We start from the raw sequence: 24437 nt of genomic DNA, 5'->3' as shown, positions 1-24437 counted from the left end.
TATCAAGAAAAATACTATTATTAGATGCTTAAATATACTTATTTAGACCTTGTAAAGTGGATTTGATTATATTTTTATTTGCAGAATATTCTTATTTTTCAAAAGGTAAGTTTTTAAAATTAGTTAGAGATATTATTTTACTAAGACTATTATCAACTAAAGTGCTTAAGTGCTTTTTTATTCCTTGGTTAAATTAGTTTAATTATGCCTACTCACTTACTCATTGCCTTTTTCTTTGCTTTACTTTAAACTTAATTATTTTACTCAGATTAGACTTTTTACTATTCAACTAATATTATTTTATTTCTTATGAATGTAACTCATAGTATATGAAGCAATAAGTCAAATTGAAAGAAAAATTTGGGCATTTTATGTAATGATAAATTATTAATTATTTCACGAATGAAAGTTACTATTCAAAAATTGTGTCAGTGGAAACAGGAAAAAAAACCCATTGTATGTCTTACCGCTTGGGATTATGCCATTGCATCTTTGCTTGATGATGCGGAGATTGACTTAATTTTGGTGGGGGATTCCCTTGCCATGGTGGCACTAGGGCATAACAATACATTGCCCATTACCCTTGAGGAGATGATACACCATACCAAAGCGGTGTGTCGGGGGGTAAAACGTTCATTTGTGGTGTGCGATTTACCTTTTCTTACTTATCAAACCAGTGTGACTCATGCCATTGAGTCGGCGGGTAAAATTATTAAGGAAACTAATGCAGATGCGGTGAAACTGGAGGGGGGTTATCCTGCCATGGTAGAAACGGTTAGTAGATTAACGGAAATTGGTATTCCTGTAATGGGTCATGTGGGCTTAACTCCCCAGTCTGTAAGGGTTCTAGGCTATAAGCAGCAGGGGAAAAGTACGATCGCACAGGAGACTATTTTTAATCAGGCGATAGCCCTTGAAAAAGCAGGGGCTTTTGCTATTGTATTGGAACATATGACCATGGAATTAGCCCAAAAAATTACCGATAGTCTTTCTATTCCTACCATTGGCATTGGGGCTGGAAAGGGTTGTGATGGGCAGGTATTGGTGACGGCAGATTTGTTGGGTTTATCGGCAAAATCTCCTCCCTTTGCCAAGGCTTATGCCGATTTAAAAAGCATTATTTCTGACTCAGTCACTCAATTTGCTGATGATGTGCGATCGCACAATTTTCCTAATTAAGCACTAGGTTACAACATTTCTAACTCAAAAGCTGTAAATACTAAGCGACAACCTCCTGCCTCTTACCCTATTTATCTTTAATTCCTGTCAAGACTCCTGCGGCTTGTTTCCATCTACCAGTGCGACGTAGTAAATTAGCCGCCTTGAGTTTATTCCCCGCATTCAACCATGCCTCAATGGCTAAATCTACTTTTTGATCACCCTGTTTTTCACAACAAAGAGCGATTTTATCCCAACGGGGTATTCTCCGCCAACATTCTTCTGCCAACTCCCATTTTTGGGCTAACTCATAATTAAGCCCTGCTTTTTCCTCTTTTTCTTTGATGTCAGTTTTTAACCATATTTCCGCAGCCTCATAGTACATTTGACCTTGTTCAAGGGCGATCGCACCTTTTACCCAATTTCCCGCATTTTTCCAAGCCTCAAAAGCCTTTAGCCAATGGCTTCCCCTCTCATAAGCCTGAGCAGAAGACTGCCAATTTTTAGCCAGACTCCAAGCCTCTCCAGCCCTTATCCATTGCGACTGTTGCTCACAAGTATAAGCAACCCGTTGCCAATCCTTCAACTCCCGCCAGCATTTTTCGGCCTCTGCATAAGCTGAAATTTGTTCATAGATTTGCCCTGCTTTCATCCATTCTTGGGTTTGTTGATAAGCAAACCCTACTTTTTGCCATTTTTGCTGCTTTTCACAGGTGTATGCTAATTTGTCCCATTTTTCCAACTTTTCCCAGAGACTTTCCGCCCTTTCCCAAAAACCGCCATTTTCGTAACAAATAGCCGCCTTTTCCATCTCCCCTGCCTGTAACCAAGCCTTAGCCGCATTTTGCCAATTTTGCAAAGACTCCCAAGTTTGCGCCCCTTGCACCCACATATCCAACTTTTGTAGACAGATAGCTACCTTATGATAATTACCCAACTTTTGCCAACAATCTTGGGCATCTTGCCAACTTCTTCCTTGCTGAAAACATAAAGCAGCCTTTTCTATTTCCTCAGCTTTTAACCAAGCCTCCCCGGCATTTTGCCAAGCCTTTTGCTTCTCACAACAAATTGCCACATTACGATAACTTTGTAACCTTAACCAACAATCTTGGGCATCTTGCCAATGGTTTCCCCGTTGAAAACATAAAGCAGCCTTTTCTATTTCCTCAGCTTTTAACCAAGCCTCCCCAGCATTTTGCCAAGCCTTTTGTTTTTCACAACAAATTGCCACATTATTATAACTTTGTAACCTTAACCAACAACCTTGGGCATCCTGCCAAAATTCCCCCTGCTGAAAACATAAAGCCGCTTTTTCTACTTCCCCCACTTTTAACCAAGCCTCCCCAGCATTTTGCCAAGCCTTTTGTTTTTCACAACAAATTGCTACCTGACGAAAATCCTTTAATGTTTGCCAACAATTCCTCGCCTCTTGCCAACTACTATCCTCCTGATAACAAAAAGCCGCTTTTTTTATTTCCCCAGCTTTTTCCCAAGCCACTCCCGCATTAAACCAACTATTTTCCTGTTGCCAAATTTCGGCCGCTTTTTGCCAATCTTGCTGAGACTCTGCCATACGGGCTAGGTTTTCGATATTGCCCACCTCTTGCCAACAATATTCTGCCTCCTGCCACAACTGCGCTTTTTCATAACAGGGGGCAGCCAATTCTAGCTGATTAATTTTAGCCCAAACTTTTGCAGATCTTTCCCATACTTCCAAATCTTGCCAAATTTGAGCAGCTTCTGCCCATTTTTCTTGGGCTTCACAAGCCTTAGCAACCTTAACCCAATTAGATTCCTTTCTCCAAAGGGCTTCTGCTTTTTCCCAATCTTCCACCTTCTCATAACAAAGGGCAGATTTTATGAAAGGATTTACCTCCTCCCACGCCTTGGCAGCTTCCAACCATTTACTCTGTCTTTCACAACACACTGCTACACAAGCCCATTGTTTTAATTGTCGCCATCCTTTTTCAGCTTTTGCCCAATCTCTAGCTAACTCATAACAACGGGAAGCATTGGGAATTTGTGCTAATTTTTGCCAAATATCTCCTGCATCTAGCCATTTTCCTTGTTTTTCACAGGCGACGGCTACTTTTGCCCATTTTTGTAGATGACGATAAATTCTTTCAATTTCCTGCCAGTAATTTCCTTTTTCATAGGCAAAAATAGCTTTATCTATCTCCTTTAATTTTTCCCATGCTTCCCCTGCTAGTTGCCATTGCCCTAGGGTTTGCCAAATTTGAGCGGCTGTTTCATATTTTCCTAATTGATAACAGGTGAAAGCTACTTTTTGGGGATTGTGAAGTTGTTGCCACAATTCCAAGGCTTGTTGCCATGCTTCTATTTTTTCATAGGCAAGGGCGGCTTTTTCTTTTTCTCCCACTTTTGCCCAAATTTTTCCTGCTTCTAACCACTTATCTTGATTTTCACAGGCAAGGGCAACTTTTTCCCCTTGGTTTAATTGTCGCCAACAAACTTCGGCTTTTTGCCACTGTTGACACTTTTCATAAGCAAGGGCAGCTTTGTAAGTTTCTGTTTCCATTTCCCAAGCAAATCCAGCCCTTAACCATTCTCCTAATTCTTCCCAAATTTTGGCGGCGTTTTGCCATTTGTTTTGACATTCACAGGCGATGGCGATTTGGGGAAGTTGGTTTAGTTGGCACCAACAGATTTCTGCTTTTGCCCACTCCATGGCGTTTTGATAACAATGGGCAGCGGATTCTATTTCTTGGGCTTGGGTAAAACAGTGGGCGGCTTTTTGCCATTCTTGTAATTCTTTCCAAATTTGGGCAGCGGTTGCCCATTTTTCTTGTTTCTCACAGGCAATAGCGATGGCGCTTTGGTTGTTTAATTCTCGCCAATGGATTTCTGCTTTATCCCAATGGTTACTTTTTTCATAACATTGGGCTGTTTTTTCTGGGTTGTTTTCTTTTAGCCAATTTTCGGCGGCGGTTTCCCATGCGCCTAGTTTTTCCCAGATGAGGGCTGCTTTTTTCCACATACCCAGTTTTTCCCACATTCTTCCTGCGGGGGCAAGGTTTTTTTGTTGCAGGTAGTGTTTTTCGGCGAGGAGATAGTTTTGTTGGGCTTTTTCTAAAAGGTTTTTTTCTTTATAAATGTCGGCGATGGTTTCCCATTGTCTATTTTCTTGGAGACAACGGATATATCCTTCTATGTCTTGACATTTTTGGTAGCAGATTCCTGCTAGGGTATATTGATGTTTTTGGGCAAGGTAGTTGGCTTTTTCTTGCCATTGGTTGGGGGTTAATTCTGCCCATTTTTCTAGCCATAGATGGGGATGTATTTCTTGCCAAGCTAATATGGCTTTATCCCATTCTTCCCATTGATTCCATAATTCCCCTGCTACATCCCAGTTTCCCTCTAGTTGGGCGATGGGGGTATCAAGATATTTGATTTGTTGATGATTACCTAGGGTTGTATAACATTGTTGGGCTATCTTCCATGCACCTTGTTGACTATAGCTATGGGCTAATTTTTCGATTTCTTCTCTATTTTTTTGATTGAGTATAGGGGCGATCGCCTTTAGCCCTGATTTATGAATATAATTATTTAGAATGGGATAATGTTCAAAAATATCATAGTTGCTTTCATAGAAAAAGACTTTATCTTTAACAGCGTTAAGACAAGGGTATAGGTATCGTTGAATGAGTTGACTAAGAGAATGAGGATTAACTTGATTAAAATAACTAAAGAAATTCCAAATTATAACTTGGCTAAATTCATAGTTATTTATTTGGTGAATTGTTAAGATTTGGGCTGTTTTTTTCTCTAAGGTTGCTACGTCTTTTAAAAGGGTTTGTTTTTCTTCTAAACTAGGTACAATGATGACGGTATCTGGTTGTAATTCCTCTAGGGCAGAAATGATATTATCATGGGATGATACTAACCAATGGCAATTTTCAATGGTGTTAATAACATGGTTAATATTAGGTTGATATTCTATCTTCTGAGCTAAATTAACAACAATTTTTTCTAATTCGATTAATTCATGGTTATCGGTTTGGGCAACCTTTAGATTTAAGGCTGGTTGAAAATAAGGTGTTTCCCCATCTAAATTTAAGTCTCTTAAAATAGTTGCAAAAATTTGCTCTAGTTTTTCGTTAACAGCGCCTTCGTTTTGATGTAATAGGGCTTCATCATAGGTAAATACCACCCTAGGTTTTTTTTGCCCTGGATTTATTTTTACCAATCGCAAAAGTAGTTGTAAAGATAAGTCGCTTAAATTATTAATATCATCCACAAAAATGGTGTCATATTCCCCTCTAAAATAAGAAGGTAATTTATTTAATACTATTTGGGTTAAATCCCCTATATCCCAGTATTGATTTTCTTCTAACCAGTCTTGATATTTTTCTGCAATACGATAGATGTTATCTGCTTCTAGGTTCGATACTATTTTATCTTTCTTCTCATTTTCTTGGTCATAATCATGGAGGCAGATGATTCCTTTTTCCTTATAAGAATAACTATAACTTCCCTTGATAATATACTGAATTTCTTCCCACAAATAAAGGATTTCAATTTCTGGTAAATCCCAATCACCAACAAACAATTCCCTAAATTTATTATAGTCAATTAAATGCGATCGTCTATAACTATTTTCAGAAATTAAACCTAAACCATAAGCCGTATTTCTAACCAAATTAATATAATTATTAATCTGCAGATTATGAGTAAAATTTTCCGTTAATTGTTGATAATTGTTTTCTAAACGATACTGACTAACATTATCGGTGCTTACCACTACTAAATCTTTGTATTTATCCTGTAAACTAGTATTAAACGCCTTTAACAGTAAATTTTTAGTCTTACCCATTTTACCATTACCCTTCAATAACAAAGGTAATGGGGCTTCAGTAATGGTTATTTGTTCCTCAGAAAGTAAAAAAGATAAACTAATGTCATCATCCTTACTTGTCATTAGATAAGGATAAAAATCATTAGACTTAATTTCAAAATCTTTTTCGCTAATTTTAACGCTACTTTTTCCCTGAAACATTTTTAGATGCTCAGGTTTTAAGGAAATATTATTTTGTTCAGTATTAATATCAATATCAACAATTTGATGGGCAAAATTATTGCTTACGACAATAGCTTGTTTTAATTTAGTTTTATCAGAAATACTTAGAAACTTGATAATTTTTTGTTCCCCTTTCACCACAGAAAGAGCAATTAATTCGAGACGATAATTATAATTAATGCGATGAATAGTATTTGAGTTATCCTTAGCCTTTCTGTTAATCCCTTTTGTAAAGGATGGATTCTCAATAATTGCCTCAAAATATCCTAGTAAATCTGCCCGTATGGGAGTAGGCAAACTATTCATTTTTTGATAAAGTTTAAAATTGATACTGAATAAATAGTTATTACTAGGATTCATGATATTGACAGTAAATAATTATATTTTATTATAGATAGGGTTATGTAAGAATATGCTGGACTAAAAAAGTAAGAGATTAAATGTGAAAACTCGTGAACAATAAATAGTTAAATAAATGCCTATGGTTCATAGTTGACGGGAGCAGTTATAGATTTGAGAATTAAGTTTAACACAATTCATGAACCTTTATTCTTATTATTGATGAGAGCATAAACAAATATATTATGGCCATTTCATAGAAAAAAGATTTAAAGTAAAAAATATTGTACTGATTGTTTTTTCAAAATAAGTAAGTGGGCATAATTAAATCGATGTAGGCAAGAGGTTTAAACCCCTTGTTCATAAGAGTCTTAATAAAATAAGAGCTATAATTAATTTCGCCAACCTACTTAATAAGCCCTCTCCTTGAAAACTAGAGAGAGTTATTCTGTGATAAATCATTGATTATTACTATAAATATTAGGATACACAACAAATTATATATTTACTAATTTTATGATTAAAAAAAGTCTCTTATAAAAGAATAATTATCGCTTTTCCATAAGTGTTTATAGTAAAAATATATAGAAAAGCTATGTTTTTTAAAAGTAAAACATCTGTGTTGACAAATATATTTATTTTAAAAAATATGAATATACATAATATGATAAAATTTGACAAAACCAGAGAATATTTATGAATAATTTAATTTTATTATGGCATCGAAAAGACTTAAGAATAAATGACAATTTAGCCCTGTATGAAGCTAATAAAAAAAGTAAAAAGATAGTTGGAGTATTTTGTTTAGATACAAATATATTAAATAGAGATGATATAGCACCAGCAAGAATAGAATATATGCTTGGTTGTTTAGATGAATTGAGAAAAAACTACCAAGAAAGGGGAGGAAATTTTCTAATATTTAGAGGTAATCCTACAATTATTCTTCCTGAATTAGCTGATAAATTACAAGTTGAATCAATTTTTTGGAATAAAGATGTAGAGCCTTATAGTAGAAATAGAGATAGGGAAATTGCTAGTATTTTAAAAAAACAAAACATAAACTATAACGTTTTTTGGGATCAATTAATGCACCCCCCCGGAGATGTTTTAACCAAAAGCAATAACACTCCCTATACCGTGTATGGACCTTTTTGGCGTAGCTGGGAAAAACTAGAAAAACAGCTGCCTTTTACTGCTCCTTCATCGTTAATTGGTTTGGATGAAAATGAACAAAAAATAGTCAAAAAAATGGGGGCAATTGATTTACCTACCGCAGAGGAATTGGGTTATGGTTGGCAAAGAAATTTGGTGTTATCCCCCGGAGAAAATGCAGCTTTAAAAAGATTAGATTATTTTTGTTCTGATTTACTGGTAAACTATGATGAGAATCGTAATTTCCCTGCGGTTGATGGTACTTCTTTATTAAGTGCTGCTCTTAAATTTGGTGCGATCGCACCTAGGACTATTTGGCAAAAAACCGTCGCAGAATGGGAAAACACCCAGAGTGATGAAGCAAGGGAAAACATCACCGCATGGCGGAAAGAATTAGCATGGCGAGAATTTTATCAACATTGCCTATACTTCTTCCCTGAATTAGCCCAAGGGGCATATAGAGAACATTTCAAAAACTTTCCTTGGGAAAATGACGAGAAAAAATTTCAAGCATGGTGTGAAGGCAAAACAGGTTATCCCATCGTAGATGCTGCCATGCGTCAACTAAACGAAACAGGCTGGATGCACAATCGCTGTCGCATGATAGTCGCCAGTTTTCTTACCAAAGACTTAATTATTGATTGGCGTTGGGGGGAAAAATACTTCATGCAAAAACTCTATGACGGTGACTTGGCTGCTAATAATGGCGGTTGGCAGTGGAGTGCATCCAGTGGAATGGATCCCAAACCCCTGCGAATTTTTAACCCCTCTTCCCAAGCCCAAAAATTCGACCCAGAAGCCCAGTATATTCGCCAATGGTTGCCCGAAATTAGCTCTTTAGATACGGGGGAGCTGGTAACAGGTAAGATACTGCCTATGGATGCGAGGAGCTACGCATATGTAACCCCCATAGTTGATCATAAAGAGCAACAAAGAAAGTTTAAGGCTTTATACGCTCAAGTCAAGTCATAGTTTTATTGTGTCTAATAATAGAGTACAAAAAATCATTTTAAGCTAGTTATTTGATAAGGGGTTTAAACTCTTTGCTAGAGAATAAATGCCTTACAAATAATGGAAGATTAATATAAACTAGAGACAAGTTTCCCGTTACCATAATTAAGCATGACCATTTTAACTGTTCAATCCCTCAAGAAAGACTTTGGCATCAAAGAAATCATTAAGGATGCTAGTTTCAGCATTGAAGATAACGACAAGGTGGGCTTGATTGGGGTGAATGGCGCTGGAAAGTCAACCCTCCTCAAAATGTTGGCAGGAATTGAACCCACTGACGGGGGAGAAATGGTGACAAAGTCGGGGGGGAGAATTATCTATCTACCCCAACAACCAGATATTAACCCTGACCATACGGTATTAGAACAGGTGTTCGCTGATTGCGGGGAACAAATGCAGTGGATAAAGGAATATGAGGATTTATCCCACCACATAGCCCAAGCAGATGAAGCCACCCAAGAGCAGTTGATGGGGCAATTGGCAAGGGTTACGGAAAAAATTGACAGTCACAATGCTTGGAATCTGGAAGCAGAAGCCAAAATTATCCTTGATAAATTGGGGATTCAGGATTTTGATGCCAAAATGGGCAGTCTGTCGGGGGGTTATCGTAAACGGGTTGCCCTAGCTTCGGTGTTGATGGCTGAACCTGATTTATTATTAATGGATGAGCCTACTAACCATCTTGATGCGGAGTCGGTGGAGTGGTTACAGGAGTATTTAAAACAGTTTACGGGGGCGATTTTCCTCATTACCCACGATCGCTATTTTCTTGATCAAGTAACTACCCGTATATTAGAGGTAGATAGGGGAGAAATTTTTAGTTATGCGGGAAATTATAGTTATTACCTTGAGAAAAAAGCCCTAGCAGAGGAGTCTGATGCTAGTAGTCAGCGCAAACACCAAGGGGTATTACGCAGGGAGTTGGAGTGGCTTAAAAGAGGCCCTAAGGCTCGTAGCACGAAGCAAAAGGCAAGGATTGATCGCATCTCGGACATGAAGGATAAGCAGTTTCGGAAGGCTCAAGGGAAGGTGGAAATTGATACCCCTAGTCGTCGTATCGGTAAAAAAGTAATTGAGTTACACGGTATTGGCAAAAGTTATGGCGATCGCACTTTAATTAATGATTTTACCTATATATTTGAACCCGATGACAGGGTAGGCATTATCGGCGGAAATGGGGTAGGAAAATCAACCCTCATGAATATGATCATGGGTAAAATTGAGCCAGACGATGGTCATGTGGACATCGGGGGTACTATTAAAATTGGTTACTTTGACCAACATTCCGATGATTTAATTACCGCTAAAGAAAATCAATTAAGGGCGATCGAATATATTAAAGAAGTAGCCACCTACATCGAAACCTCCGACGGTAGCCAAATTAGTGCAGGTCAACTCCTCGAAAGATTTTTATTTACCCCCAATCAACAATACGCCCCCATCGAGAAACTATCAGGGGGAGAAAAAAGACGCTTATTTTTGCTCAGGATGCTCATTAGTAATCCTAACGTACTAATCCTCGATGAACCTACCAACGACTTAGACGTACAAACCCTCGCTGTTTTAGAAGAATATATCGAATCTTTTAAAGGTTGTGTCATAGTAGTATCCCATGATCGTTACTTTTTAGATCGCACCGTTGAAACAATTTTTGCTTTCCAACAAGACGGCACATTAAAGCAATATCCAGGTAACTATTCCATTTATTTAGAGTATAAAAGAAGACAAGAAGCCAGAGAAAAAGAAGTATTAGAGGAAATTAAAGCCGTTGAAAAAAACAAGAAAAAACAAGAAAATAGTAACAAAAAAGAAACTAAAAATAAAAAATCAAACAAAAAACCATCTAACTTTGAACTCAGAGAACTGGACAAATTAGAGAATAAAATTATTCCCAATTTAGAAGAAGAAAAAGCGAATATAGAAAATAAACTGTATCAAAATAAAGAAATAGATTACGAGGACTTACAACAATTAACTCAAGAATTGTCCACTATTAATAAAGAATTAGATACCGCCACAGAAAAATGGATGACCCTATCAGAAATGTTAGAAGAATGAACTACAAAAAACTATTAATATCTATTTATAATGAAGCAAAACAAGGAAATTGTTATAAAGCAGAATTCAATGAAAAAACATTAAATAATATAAAGATTATTGCTGAAAAATGTTTTAGTCAAAAGGCTGTTTATACTGTTTTAATTACCTTGTCTATTTATAAAATTATACATCCTCAACAAGATATTAGGAATCATCAAAAACAAATTGCAAATGGTTTCTCAGGAAGAGTTATTGATACTAAATATATCTCGCCAACATTAAGACAATTGGGTTTACCAGCAATGCGAGAAAGTGGTTGGACAACTCGTTCATTAGAACAACCATATCCTTACACCTTAGACTATCAAGGAAAAATAGGAAATAAAAAGGTTAAAAAAGCATTTTTAGAATTAGTTAATACCATAGAAGTTGAAAGAGTTAATCCCAAATATATATTAGTGGAATTATTTAAAAAAATAATTAATATTCAAAAACAAAATGAAGTTGTTATTCAACCTTTAATTAATCCAGATAAACTAACTATTTCTAAAGTTATAAATGTTTTAAATTATCAATTTTCTTTTAACTATAACATTTTTGGTGGTTCTAAATTACCAGTATTGGCTTTTTATGGTATTTATCAAATCTTAATGGAAGAAATGACAAGATATAATGGCTGTCAATTAAAACCGTTAGGAAGTCATACTGCTTCTGATAAAAGTTCTAAAAGTGCAGGAGATATTGAAATTATTAAGCAAGAAAAATTATTTGAAGTTTTAGAAATTAAATTAGATAAACCTATTGATGGTAATATAGTCAGAATTGCCCAAGAAAAAATTATAAAATATAATCCAGAAAGGTATTATATTCTATCGTATTTAGAAGTTAAGCAAGATGATTTTAATATTATTAATGATATTATCAATGAGGTGAAAAACAATCATGGCTGTCAAATTATAGTCAATGGAATAATTCCGACACTCAAATATTACTTAAGATTAATTTCTAGTTTAGATAAATTCATTAATCTATATTCTCATCTCATGGAAAATGACTCAGAATTAAAAATTATTCATAAACAAAAATGGAGTGAACTAATACAAAACTTAGAAGATAATGTATAAATTTATTGATTTATTTGCAGGAATAGGGGGGTTTAGAATAGGGTTTGCAAACATTGGGTTTAAATGTGTTTTTAGCTCAGAAGTGAATTCCCATGCCAGAGAGATGTATTTTCATAATTTTGGTGAATTACCAGCAGGAGATATACAAGCAATTAACATTAAAGAAATTCCCCATTTTGATATTTTACTAGCTGGATTTCCTTGCCAACCTTTTAGTATTGCTGGAGAAAAAAAAGGATTTAATGATATTAGGGGAACTTTATTTTTTGATATTGCTAAAATTGTTGAATATCATAGACCAAAAGTTATCGTTTTAGAAAATGTAAAACACTTTAAGAATCATGATAATGGTAAAACTTTGGCGATCGTATTAACAACTTTAAATAGCCTGGGCTATACAACTAATTGGAGTTTATTAAATGCCATTAATTTTGGAGTTCCACAAAATAGAGAAAGAACCATTATTATTGGCTTCTTAGATAATATAAAGTTTGATTTTTGTAGATTAACAAAACTTCCATCACCAAAACTTAAAGATATTTTAGAAGATGATAATAAACAAGAATTTGAATATTTAAAAGAAGAAGATTATACGTTAATTAATAATCCTAAACAACAAGTATCAGGCTTGATTTTTGCTGGTTATAGGAATAAAAAGATAAGAGTAAATGGCATCCGTCCTAACACAAAGCATTTATCAAGAGTACATAAACAGCCAAACCGAATTTACTCCTCCGAAGGTACTCACCCGACTTTATCTTCTCAAGAATCTGCAGGTAGATACTATATCCTACACGATGGAAAAGTGAGAAAATTAACCATCAGAGAATGTTATCGCTTAATGGGTTTTCCTGATAATTTTAAATTAGTCGGTAGTAAGGGAAAACTTTATAACAGAGTAGGAAACTCAATAGTTGTTCCAATGGTTGAGGAAATAGCAAAACAGGTTAAGGAGCAATTTTTTAATCCTGATCATAGAATACAACACCATTCATCTCCACAACAAATGTCCTTACTTGACTTAGGATTGTTAGTAGAACCATCAAAATAAGTATTTTTAACAATATCCCTTGAATCCAAGGCACAACCTAAAAAAAACCTAAAGAATAGTCACACAAACATAATAAATCCGTAACAGATCGAGAAAATTATCTTATCCTAGGAACTAGATGATTAAATTATCGAACAAGATTAGGATAAATAATTGTGAATATTCCAGGTAATATTATCACGCTGATAGCAGGAATTGCTCTAACCCTGATCAGTTTGTGGTACGGACAAAATCATGGTCTGATGCCCATAGAAGCATCTCAAGGAGCACAAGACGTCGACGAATTATTTAACCTAATGATGACCATTGGCACGGGATTATTCCTCATTGTAGAAGGGGTAATTGTCTATTGCATGATCAAATTTAGGCGTAAAAAAGGAGATCAAACCGATGGGCCAGGCATCGAAGGAAATGTACCCCTAGAGATTGTCTGGACTGCTATTCCTACGGTAATTGTCTTTATTTTGGCATTATATAGTTTTGAAGTATATAACGGTTTGGGGGGTTTAGATCCTGAAACTTCCAGAGATTATCCCCAAGAAATGCAGATGGCCCAGGGTAGCAATCAAGGAAAAATGGTTGCCTATAATCCTCACCAAGGACATTTATCTTTAGGCATTGGTAATGCTAATGCTGATATGGAGGTGGATGTTAATGGGATTCAGTATGCTTGGATTTTTACGGGGCAGGATAATGGCATTGTTTCTGGGGAACTTCATGTGCCTGTAAATAAGCGGGTTAAGTTAAACATGAAGGCTGGGGATGTTATCCATGCTTTTTGGGTACCTCAGCTTAGGTTAAAACAAGATGTTTTACCGGGTAGGGATTCTAATTTGACTTTTACCGCCAATAGGGAGGGTAAATATCCTATTATTTGTGCGGAGTTGTGTGGCCCTTACCATGGTGGTATGAAAACTTTCCTCTATGTCCATAGTGAGGAGGAGTATGAGCAATGGGTACAGGATAATACTTTCGCTAATGCCCAAGAAAAGGCTGATACCATAGCAAGTTTATCGGCACCGATGACGTATGAAAGTCGTTTAGAAATGCACTCCCATCATTTAGGTATTGATGAGGATGTTTTGAAACAATTGATAATTGACAATTATGAGGTTTTATGATCTTAGTGTAGTGTCTGTATTAACTGTTTTTTTGTGAAAACATTTTTATTTTTCTACATTTTTAATCCTCAGTATCATACCTAAACTTTCTCGTTAATAATCTTTTGTAGTTTCTCAAAATTTTTCATAGCAATATTTTTTTTATGACGACAAACAGTATTTCGGAAAATACGCACCATAAGGAGCGTAAATTAATTGATTACTTTACCTTTAATACCGATCACAAAGTAATCGGTATTCAGTATCTGGTAACTTCATTTTTGTTTTATTTCATCGGCGGAGCTTTTGCGGAGGTAGTACGCACGGAGTTGGCTACCCCTGACCCTGATTTTGTCTCCCCTGAGTTGTATAATCAGATTTTTACGCTTCATGGTACGATTATGATCTTTTTATGGATTGTACCTGCGGGGGCGGCTTTTGCTAATTATCTAATTCCGTTGATGATTGGTACGGATGATATGGCTTTTCCTCGCTTAAATGCGATCGCCTTTTGGATGATTCCTCCAGGGGGTATTTTATTATTAAGTAGCTTCCTTGTGGGGGCGCCCCAATCGGGTTGGACTTCTTACCCTCCCCTCAGTTTGATGACGGGGAAATGGGGAGAGGAGTTTTGGATTTTAAGCCTCTTATTGTTGGGTACATCGTCTATCTTAGGGGGAATTAATTTTGCCACTACCATCTTAAAGATGCGCATGAAGGATATGGATTTGCACAGTATGCCCCTATTTTGTTGGGCTATGTTGGCAACTTCTGCCCTCATTTTACTTTCTACTCCCGTTTTAGCAGGGGCGTTGATTCTCCTTTCTTTTGACTTGATGGCAGGGACAAATTTCTTTAATCCCTCTGGTGGTGGAGATCCTGTAGTTTATCAACACCTATTTTGGTTTTACTCTCACCCTGCGGTGTATATCATGATTTTGCCCTTCTTTGGCATTGTCTCCGAGGTAATTCCTGTCCATTCGAGAAAACCTATTTTTGGCTATCGTGCGATCGCCTATTCCAGTTTAGCCATCAGCTTTTTAGGGTTAATCGTCTGGGCTCACCATATGTTTACCAGTGGTACTCCTGGATGGTTAAGGATGTTTTTCATGGCAACCACCATGTTAATCGCTGTACCCACAGGCATTAAAGTATTTAGCTGGTGTGCCACCATGTGGGGCGGAAAAATCGAACTCAATAGCCCCATGCTATTCTCCATTGGTTTTCTGTCATCCTTCCTTATCGGCGGCATCACAGGAGTAATGGTAGCTTCTGTACCCTTCGATATTCATGTCCATGATACTTACTTTATTGTGGGACATTTCCACTATGTATTGTTTGGAGGTTCAGCCCTCGCCCTATTTTCTGGTTTTTACCACTGGTTTCCCAAAATGACAGGGAAAAACTATAATGAAGGTTTAGGACAACTACACTTTATCCTTACCTTTGTGGGTTTAAACCTTACCTTTATGCCCATGCACCAGCTAGGTTTAATGGGAATGAATCGCCGTATCGCCCTATATGACATCGAATTTCAACCCTTAAATCTTCTTAGTACCGCTGGGGCTTATACCATGGCCATATCTACCCTTCCTTTCGTGATCAATGTAGCGTGGAGTTTGTTTAAAGGTACTCAAGCCGAGCGTAATCCTTGGCGTGCTCTTACCCTAGAATGGCAAACTGCGTCTCCTCCTATCATTGAAAACTTTGAGGAAGAGCCTGTTTTATGGAGTGGCCCTTATGATTATGGTATTGATGAGGAAGCTGGTTATGAGGAGGAAACTATCTCTGATATGTTGGCAGATGTGGCGGTTAAGTAATTGAGAATTAATAATTAAATTTTACTTGATTGTATCTTGCTACTTATCAATTATTTGAGTAATTCGTCATTAGACATCTCTAAAAATTAATATTTTTGCACCGTATTTCGGGCTTCTAGCCCGATTTATGGGTAGATATATTAATAAGGATAAACCTCATAGAAAAAATTATGCACATTCTAAGAAAATAAGTAATTATGCAAAGTACAGAAATAGATTCACAAGTTACCGTTGGCTACGAAAAAGAAGCCGAAAACGGACATCACGGACATCCAGATTTAAGGATGTTTGGTTTGGTGATGTTTTTGATTGCTGAGAGTATGATCTTTTTTGGTCTTTTCAGCGCCTACATGATTTATTATGCCACCATGCCAGAATGGCCTACTGGGGGAATTGAGTTAGAATTACTCTTGCCCGGTATTAACAGCGTCATTTTGATTTCTAGTAGTTTTGTCATGCACAAAGGGCAAAGCTGCATTAAAAATAATGATGAGAAGGGTTTAAAACTCTGGTTTGGCATTACTGCACTCATGGGGGCTATCTTCCTCGCAGGGCAAGGTTACGAATATGCGACGACAGGTTTTGGCTTAACTGATAGTCTTTTTGCCAGTTGTTTTTATGTGTTGACTGGTTTCCATGGGTTACACGTTGCCGCTGGTTTGTCGTTTATTTTGGCGGTTTTGTGGCGATCGCGCGAAGCAGGTCATTACTCAGCAGAAAGCCATTTCGGCGTAGAAGCTGCCGAGTTATACTGGCACTTTGTGGATGTGGTTTGGGTAATCCTTTTCGGTTTAGTATATCTTTTACCTCTTACTTAGGGTTTGTGGAATTTAGAATGTGGAATTTAGAATTTAAAATAAAGTGTAAAAAAATGTACAAATTTTGTTGAAAAAATAATTAAAAGTACAAAATTGTAGTCACTGCACTAGAACAGTAAATCATTTATTCTCCATTCTTAATTCTTCATCCTTCGTTAATGGTCAAGTCCTGATTTATGGTAAAATCTAGGTTGATATATTTCTTACATGCTATTTGGTAATAGATGATTTACCCTGATTTCGATGAATTTTGCTCATTAACCAACCAAGGAAATTTTATTCCTGTTTATCAAGAATTAGTGGCGGATTTAGAAACCCCCGTTTCAGCTTGGTATAAGGTATGCGCAGATCAACCCTATAGTTTTTTATTGGAATCAGTAGAAGGTGGCGAAAAACTAGGACGCTATAGTTTCTTAGGTTGTGATCCAGTTTGGACATTAGAGGCAAAAGGACATCACACCACAAAAACCCATCGTCAGGGTAAAGTAGAAGTTTTTACTGGAAATCCCTTCGATATTCTCTCTAGTTGTCTCGAATCTATTAAACCCGTCCATTTACCTCAGCTTCCTCCCGATATTGGTGGTTTGTTTGGTTATTGGGGTTATGAGTTAATTTCTTGGATTGAACCCAAGGTTAAGGTATATCCCCCCAAAGAAGGAGATTTGCCCGATGGCATTTGGATGCAAGTTGATAATCTCTTGATTTTTGATCAGGTAAAGCGTAAAATATGGGCGATCGCCTATGCAGACTTAAGACAAAAACACCTTACCCTAGACGAAATCTACGAACAAGCCTGTGACAAACTAAATAAATTAGTATTTAAACTACAACTCCCCCTCCCCACCAGCGCCAAACCCCTCGAATTCAACCCCCATAAACCTTCCAGTATCACAGGAAACACCGAAAACTATCAAAGTAATACCACCAAAGAACAATTTACGGCTAGTGTAAAAAAAGCCCAAGAGTACATCAAAGCAGGGGATATTTTTCAAGTAGTTATATCCCAAAGATTACAAACCCACTACGATGGAGATCCCTTTGAGTTATATCGCTCCCTTCGATTAATTAATCCTTCTCCCTACATGGCTTTCTATAACTTTGATGGATGGCAGTTAATAGGCTCATCCCCTGAAGTGATGGTAAAAGCCGAAAAAGACGAACAAGGCAAAACCAAAGCCACCTTACGCCCCATTGCGGGTACACGCCCGAGGGGGAAAACTTTTCAAGAAGATCAAGCCTTTGCCGAAGATTTACTCAAAGATCCTAAAGAAATCGCAGAGCATGTTATGCTGGTTGACCTAGGAAGAAATGACCTCGGCAGGGTATGTAACAAAGGTACGGTTACGGTGGATGAGTTGATGGTAATCGAGCGTTATTCCCACGTTATGCACATTGTCAGTAATGTGACAGGGGAATTAGAAGAAAAATATACCCCTTGGGATTTACTCAAAGCCGCGTTTCCTGCTGGTACCGTTAGCGGTGCGCCCAAAATCCGAGCTATGGAAATTATTAATGAGTTAGAGCCTGAAAGAAGGGGGCCTTATTCTGGGGTGTATGGATATTATGATTTTGAAGGTCAGTTAAATACCGCCATCACTATCCGCACCATGATTGTGGAAAAAGGAGAGGGTGCGGAAAATCACCGAGTATTTCTTCAGGCGGGGGCTGGATTAGTGGCAGATTCTGATCCGGATAAAGAGTATCAAGAAACTATTAATAAAGCGAAGGGTTTATTGGAAGCTATTCGGAGTTTGGGTTAGGTTGTCACAAATAATCAATAAGTAAAGTCAAAGTAATGGCTCACAGTGTCTAAAAATATATTATTGTGTCTGAAACATTTTTGTAACTATAGAAAGACCAACTGTGGGGAACTTTTATAATTGGTGAAAATAGGAATTATGTATTAAAAAAGAGTAACTATGGTTTGGAGTGAAGGTTATGTTTCCGAAATCAATTATACCAACGGCTTTTATGGAGAATTAAGCCCTCTAAAATTGTCCTTAGCAACGGCATTAAAATCCATTCATCCTCCCAACACCACAAAACCATTTACCTATTGTGAGTTGGCTTGTGGTAGAGGGTACACAACAAATCTTTTGGCTTCAACTTATCCTGAAGCCCAATTTTATGCTAATGACTTTAATCCGAATCACATCTTTGAAGCCCAAACCTTGGCAGAATCAGCAGGAACAAAAAATGTTCAGTTTTTTGATGATAGCTTTGCAGAATTTATCCATCAAGACTTGCCTTCTTTTGATTTTATAGTCTTACATGGAATTTATAGCTGGATTACCCCAGAAAATCGTCGTCTGATTGTTGATTTTATCCGTCAAAAATTGAAGGTAGGAGGCATCGTTTATATTTCTTATAATACTTTGCCTGGTTGGTCAGCGGCTATGCCCATGCAAGGATTGATGTTGAAACATCGTCAGCACTCATCAGCCCCTATCTTAGAAAGTATTGAGGGGGCATTGAGTTTTACGGAAAGGTTAATGAATGCTAATGCTGGTTATTTTGTCCAAAATCCTTCTCTTAAATCAAGATTTGATAATTTAAAGTCCCAAAATCGTAACTATTTAGTCCATGAATATTTTAATGAACAATGGAATAGTTTTTATTTTGATCAAGTAGCGGAAGAACTAGAAGACGCAAAGTTGAGTTATGTAGCTTCGGCACAGGTTATGGATAATATTGATGTGTTAAATTTTTCTGCTGAGGCGCAAAAGATTTTGGCGGAGATAAAAGATTATAGCTATAAGGAAGTTGTTAAGGACTTTTGTTTGAATACTCAGTTTCGTCGGGATATTTTTGCTAAGGGTAAGTTAGCTATGATGGCGGGGGAGCAGGTGAATATTATGAGCAATTTTCGCTATGCTTTGATAGTGCCTATAGACAGTATTAAGTTAAAGCATAATTTTGCTGTGGGGGAGGTTTCGTTGCAGGAGGAAATTTATGTCCCCATTGTCAGTGCTTTGAGCCAGTCTCCTTTAACCATGGGGGAATTACAAACTGATGTCAATGTCAAAAAAATTGCGGTCAATAATATTTATCAGGCTTTGATTGTTTTGACTGGGTTGGGCTATATTCATCCTGCGGTAGATGATGAGACTTGTAAGAGGAGGAAGCAGTCAACGGATGCTTTTAATAAAATGCTTCAAAAGAGGTCTTTTATTACCGATGAGATGACTTCTTTGGCTTCTCCGTTGATTGGCTCAGGGGTTGGGGTAAATTCTTTGGAACAACTTTTGTTATACGCTAAGTCGAGGGATGAGAATCCTGTAAAGTTTTTGTGGGATATTTTTTCGAAACAGGGTAAAAGATTGGTTAAGGATAATAAGGTTTTGCAAACGCCACAGGAAAATATTACTTATATTGAAAGTGTGGCGAAGACTTTTTATGGAAGTCGTCTCGACACTCTCAAAAGATTAGGTATTGATTAATTTTTTCTACGAGTAGATTTATATTTTCTAGGGGGTTTATTTTTGAGTTGGGGTTTTTTTTGAGTAGTTTTTTTTGCTCTGGGGGATTTTCTGTTACTCTTTTTAGTTCTTTTTTTTAACCATGAGCCAATGCCGTCGGCGATATAATGGCTCATAGCCCCTAATTCTAAGCCCATAAACAGGGCGATGATTTCTTTTAGATATATTTCTCTTATTCGCTGTAGGTTACCTATGGTTTGTTGCCATTGCCATATCTGAGGGAAGGCGTAATGGGCGATCGCCCCTACTATAAAACCAAGTAATAGTATAATCAAAGAAAAATATAAACTGCGAATTACCGTGCCTATAATAAACCCATGGGAAAAAAAAGAACGGTGACGCAAATATTTTTGATAAGGTAGCCAGATAAACTTAAAATAACCCCATCTTTTGAACTGTACCGAATAAATATCTAAATCAGGGCCAAACATCAGTCCACTAAACAAAAATCCAGAAGCTACTACAAACCCTGTCAATAGGTCTTTTGAGACGATAATAGTACCTATAAAAATCCATGGTAAACAAAGCCATGTAATTCGATCATGATTTTTTCCTGAAGGCATGTTGCATTTTTAAAAAAGACTTGCTATAATTATAAAGGTGAACGCAACAAGGGCGATTAGCTCAGTGGTAGAGCGCCTGCCTTACAAGCAGGACGTCACTGGTTCAAATCCAGTATCGCCCATTGTAATCAAAAAAGTCTCCTAATAGTTAGGAGATTTTTTTTGTGTTAAATCAAGTCTCTGATGGAAAATTGGGCTTGTTGGGTTAATCGAGGATTAAGACTTGCTCCCGTACGACCACTAAATACCCATAAAAAAGATCGAGCCACATCCCTAAGAACTCGAGAGGTTTCTTCCCTTGGTTGTCCAGAGGAAACAGAAACAGGAGTTACAATAATTCCCCTACTCCCAAACACCACCGTTGCGATGGCACGGGAGCGCCTCATGTGAAAATCTGAGGTAATTAGATAGACATGATGAATATTATTTTCCAGTAAAGCATTTACCGTGGTGGTAAAGTTCGTAACCGTATCCGTGGCACGGTTATCTAAATGGACACGCTGAGAATCTATATCAGCCTGAATCAAGACTTGTCTCTCCGAAGGTGAACCACCAGAAACCCAAATAGGTAAGTTAGGGTGTTTCTGTGCAAACTCCAAAGCAAAACGTTCTCTACCTGTACCACCACCTAATACTAATATAGCTTGGGGTTGGGGCGATCGCAACTTAGTCAAAAAAATCTGAGTTGGCACATTTGCAACTACCAATAAAAAGACAGTGGTTAGGGTAATGATACCAAATCCGTGAATCAAAATATACCTTAGTTCAATTCATTGAATGATAAACTGTTAGCCTTGTAATTTATTGCAAGGCGGGGATGGCATACTCTACCATTCGGATTTGGTATGAAACTTAAGCTGAATATTTTGGCAGTAAATTTTTTCATGGTTAACAAGATACCAAAGGTGGCTCTAATCTATCATAACAATGGGGGGCAAGGGGTTTGAACCCCTTGTTAAATGATGGGTTTTTTATTGAGTAATATGATCGGTTAAAAGGATGATTTCTCGATGGGCTTTAGTAATCGTTAATGCTTCTGAGCTAACCTGTTCTAACATATAACAAACATGATCAGGGGTTAATAAAGAGCCATCATTTTTGGCACTTCCTGTATATTTAATAGTAATAGTTTCTGACTCCTCAAAATTATCATCAGCCAAGCATAAACTTAATAAATTAGCCTTTAAATTGACCATTTTTTTCTTACGTTTTTTAGAGGTTTTTTCCATCAATATTTCCGAGGAATTGTTAACCTCATTAATCCAATGTTGCCACTGATGAAGACTAATATTGTTGTCAGCAGATAGGGTTACCAAATATTCCGCTATGTCTAATATTTGCGTTGCCTTAGCAGATTTTATGGGTAATTCTTCCACCTTAATTAAAGGTAATTCCATAGGAAGTTGAGCCTGTAATTTTTTTACAAACTCATCAATATCTATGCGGGTATGGTTTTCAAAATCAACAATTTCACTGTTACTTGTCATCCCCAAAGATAGGGCGAGGGCGATGGAAATTTTAGGGCCAGGGTGAAAACCTCCTGTGTAGGAAATGGGAAGACTTGCCCTTCTCACGGCGCGATCGAACAAGCGTACTAAATCCAGATGGCTTAATAATGCCATATCCCCCTGTTTACCAAACCATACTCGAATCCGTTGGGCTTTTTCTTGGTTAGGTTTAAAGTTGCCCACATAGTCAGGAATGGGGGGAGGGGTGACAACGATGTTATGACCAAAATCGGGGCTACAAACACCGCAACTACTGCAACCATCAAAGGCACAGTCTGGCACGGTGGCTTCGGCTAAGGCTTTTTCTAAGTCTTCTTTGAGCCATGTTTTATCGATACCCGTATCTAAATGATCCCATGGTAACGGGGCATAATAGTTGATGTTATCATGGTTTTCTTCTGGGCTTTGAGCATCAAAAATATTCCATTCACCACTTTCGACTTTACGATATTTCCAGATTAACCCGGCTTCTTCGATGGCGGTTTCCCATGCCTGATAAGCCTTGTCGATGCTTTCCCACCAAGAGTCCATCCCGGCACCCAATTCCCACGCCCGACGTACCACAGGGGCTAAAGTGCGATCGCCCCTACCCACAAAATCCTCAATGGCGGAGATACGCACATCGGTATAATTCACCTTCACACCCCGAAGATGATAAAAAGCATCCTTGAGTAAATCCCGTTTGCGCAAAAATTCCGAGGTAGAAACAGAGTGCCACTGGAAAGGGGTATGGGGTTTGGGGGTAAAGTTGGAGATGGTGATATTAAAATTGAGACGCTTACTACTGAGGTGATGGCATTCTTGACGTAACCATTTGACGGTTTCCACAATACCCAATACATCCTCATCGGTTTCCCCAGGTAAGCCAATCATGAAATAAAGTTTGACCTGATTCCATCCTTCCCTGACGGCGGTTTGAATACCCCGCAACAATTCCTCGTTGGTTAAACCCTTATTAATAATATCCCGCATTCGTTGGGTGCCTGCTTCAGGGGCAAAAGTTAAACCCGTTTTACGAGTACCGCCGATAATATTAGCAATGTTTTCATCAAAACGATCTACCCTTTGACTAGGTAAAGAAAGGGAGATATTTTCATCCTTGAGACGGTTTTTGATTTCGATACCCACGGAAGGCAAAGAGAGATAATCAGAACAGCTGAGGGATAATAGAGAAAACTCATTAAACCCCGTGGCTTTCATACCATCTACAATACTATCAACCACCGCTTCAGGTTCCACATCCCTAGCAGGGCGGGTTAACATTCCTGGTTGACAAAAGCGACATCCCCTCGTGCATCCCCTACGGATTTCCACCGTAAGGCGATCATGGACAGTTTCCACATAGGGTACTAAACCGATAGAATAGGCTGGGATTGGAGTGGCTACCCTGCGCAAAATTCTTTCTGGAACATCGTCACGGTTAGGTTTAACACTGCCATCGGGTTGCATATCATAAAATTGCGGTACATATACCCCCGGCACTTGGGCAAGATCAAGTAGTAATTCTGTTCTCGTTAAACCGTCTTTTTTGCCTTCTTCAATGACTAAACCAATTTCGGGTAATAATTCTTCTCCGTCACCGAGGGCTACAAAATCGAAGAAATCGGCATAGGGTTCGGGGTTTGAGGTGGCTGTTTGCCCCCCTGCAAAGATGAGGGGGTAATCAGTATCTTTTCTTTCTTCCCATGTAAGGGGAATATCAGCTAAACTGAGCATCTCTAGGATATTTGTGGCGCCTAGTTCATAGCTTAAACTAAAGCCTAGTATGTCGTATTCTTTTACGTCTTTTTTGGTTTCTAGCCCGAAAAGGGGAGTATGGGTATCCCTCATTTTTTGGGATAAGTCGGGGGCAGGAAGGTAAGCGCGATCGCACATTTGCCGTGGTTGAGCATTAATGATATTGTAGAGAATAATATGCCCAAGGTTTGACGCTCCAACTTCGTAAATTTCGGGATATGTCAACACCCAACGCACTGAGGCGCTTTCCCAATCTTTATGTTTTGACCCTAATTCATTACCTAAATAACGAGCTGGTTTAAAGATGTCTGGGGTGATTAAATTTTCTGGTTTAATACTGGTACTAGGTGCGATCGGCATTACTATATAATATTGTGATTAAAACTATTTCCTCATTCAATTATAAACGTTATGTTGGTGATGATGATTTGAATTGGGGTCATCACCATTAATCAAGTTTGTTAACTTTAAAAAGTAGTTATTTCCACATTTTTTG

Annotated in this window: 14 protein-coding genes and 1 tRNA gene; 11 read left to right on the top strand and 4 right to left on the bottom strand. The window is 37.6% G+C overall.

Annotation, left to right across the window (positions count from 1 at the left end; genetic code table 11):
- Positions 1–402 precede the first annotated feature (402 nt).
- The gene (gene panB, locus AA637_RS03685) at positions 403–1179 is read left to right on the top strand and encodes a 3-methyl-2-oxobutanoate hydroxymethyltransferase (protein WP_446683942.1); all 777 of its coding nucleotides are present in this window, start codon (positions 403–405) and stop codon (positions 1177–1179) included.
- A 67-nt stretch (positions 1180–1246) separates the two neighbouring features.
- On the opposite strand, the gene AA637_RS03680 is transcribed toward panB, so the two are convergent.
- Positions 1247–6502, bottom strand: a complete 5256-nt coding sequence (locus tag AA637_RS03680; RefSeq protein ID WP_446683941.1) for a hypothetical protein — start codon at positions 6500–6502, stop codon at positions 1247–1249.
- 729 nt (positions 6503–7231) lie between these two features.
- Between AA637_RS03680 and AA637_RS03675 the strand changes: the two genes are divergently transcribed.
- The 9 genes from AA637_RS03675 (at position 7232) to AA637_RS03635 (ending at position 20094) form a co-directional block, all read left to right on the top strand.
- Complete coding sequence (locus tag AA637_RS03675; RefSeq protein ID WP_446683940.1) at positions 7232–8662, top strand: FAD-binding domain-containing protein; 1431 nt, start codon at positions 7232–7234, stop codon at positions 8660–8662.
- Positions 8663–8812: 150 nt separating this feature from the next.
- On the top strand, positions 8813–10759 hold the full coding sequence (locus tag AA637_RS03670) for an ABC transporter ATP-binding protein (protein ID WP_446683939.1): 1947 nt from the start codon (positions 8813–8815) through the stop codon (positions 10757–10759).
- Positions 10756–11865 carry a hypothetical protein gene (locus AA637_RS03665; RefSeq protein ID WP_446683938.1) on the top strand — a complete coding sequence of 370 codons (1110 nt, stop codon included), beginning with the start codon at positions 10756–10758 and terminating at the stop codon, positions 11863–11865. Before AA637_RS03670 ends, AA637_RS03665 begins: the two co-directional genes overlap by 4 nt.
- On the top strand, positions 11858–12916 hold the full coding sequence (locus AA637_RS03660) for a DNA cytosine methyltransferase (protein ID WP_446683937.1): 1059 nt from the start codon (positions 11858–11860) through the stop codon (positions 12914–12916). The genes AA637_RS03665 and AA637_RS03660 overlap by 8 nt, the downstream gene beginning before the upstream one ends.
- A 155-nt stretch (positions 12917–13071) precedes the next feature.
- On the top strand, positions 13072–14037 hold the full coding sequence (locus AA637_RS03655) for a cytochrome c oxidase subunit II (RefSeq protein WP_446683936.1): 966 nt from the start codon (positions 13072–13074) through the stop codon (positions 14035–14037).
- 143 nt (positions 14038–14180) lie between these two features.
- A complete protein-coding gene (gene ctaD, locus AA637_RS03650; protein WP_446683935.1) occupies positions 14181–15836 on the top strand; it encodes a cytochrome c oxidase subunit I in 1656 nt (551 codons plus the stop codon).
- Between the two features lie 197 nt (positions 15837–16033).
- Positions 16034–16654 carry a cytochrome c oxidase subunit 3 gene (locus AA637_RS03645; RefSeq protein ID WP_446683934.1) on the top strand — a complete coding sequence of 207 codons (621 nt, stop codon included), beginning with the start codon at positions 16034–16036 and terminating at the stop codon, positions 16652–16654.
- Positions 16655–16878: 224 nt separating this feature from the next.
- Positions 16879–18414 (top strand): anthranilate synthase component I, encoded by a 1536-nt coding sequence (gene trpE, locus AA637_RS03640; protein WP_446683933.1) that lies wholly within the window; start codon positions 16879–16881, stop codon positions 18412–18414.
- Positions 18415–18573: 159 nt separating this feature from the next.
- Entirely contained in the window at positions 18574–20094 is a 1521-nt protein-coding gene (locus AA637_RS03635; protein ID WP_446683932.1) for a class I SAM-dependent methyltransferase, read from the top strand.
- Here AA637_RS03635 and AA637_RS03630 read toward each other — a convergent pair.
- Positions 20091–20696, bottom strand: coding sequence for a metal-binding protein (locus AA637_RS03630; protein ID WP_446683931.1), 606 nt, complete (start codon positions 20694–20696; stop codon positions 20091–20093). The genes AA637_RS03635 and AA637_RS03630 overlap by 4 nt on opposite strands.
- Positions 20697–20746: 50 nt before the next feature.
- On the opposite strand from AA637_RS03630, the gene AA637_RS03625 reads away from it, so the two are divergent.
- Positions 20747–20818: transfer RNA gene (locus AA637_RS03625), tRNA-Val, on the top strand.
- Positions 20819–20863: 45 nt separating this feature from the next.
- Here the strand turns inward: AA637_RS03625 and AA637_RS03620 are convergent.
- Together AA637_RS03620 and AA637_RS03615 are read right to left on the bottom strand one after the other, a co-directional pair.
- Positions 20864–21388: a YdcF family protein gene (locus AA637_RS03620; RefSeq protein ID WP_446683930.1), complete on the bottom strand. Its 525-nt coding sequence runs from the start codon at positions 21386–21388 to the stop codon at positions 20864–20866.
- A gap of 279 nt (positions 21389–21667) precedes the next feature.
- Positions 21668–24301 carry a TIGR03960 family B12-binding radical SAM protein gene (locus tag AA637_RS03615; protein WP_446683929.1) on the bottom strand — a complete coding sequence of 878 codons (2634 nt, stop codon included), beginning with the start codon at positions 24299–24301 and terminating at the stop codon, positions 21668–21670.
- Positions 24302–24437: the final 136 nt, after the last annotated feature.

The sequence above is a fragment of the Cyanobacterium sp. HL-69 genome (assembly GCA_002813895.1).
Taxonomy (GTDB): Bacteria; Cyanobacteriota; Cyanobacteriia; order Cyanobacteriales; family Cyanobacteriaceae; genus Cyanobacterium.
This window is presented reverse-complemented; position numbering and strand designations above follow the sequence as displayed.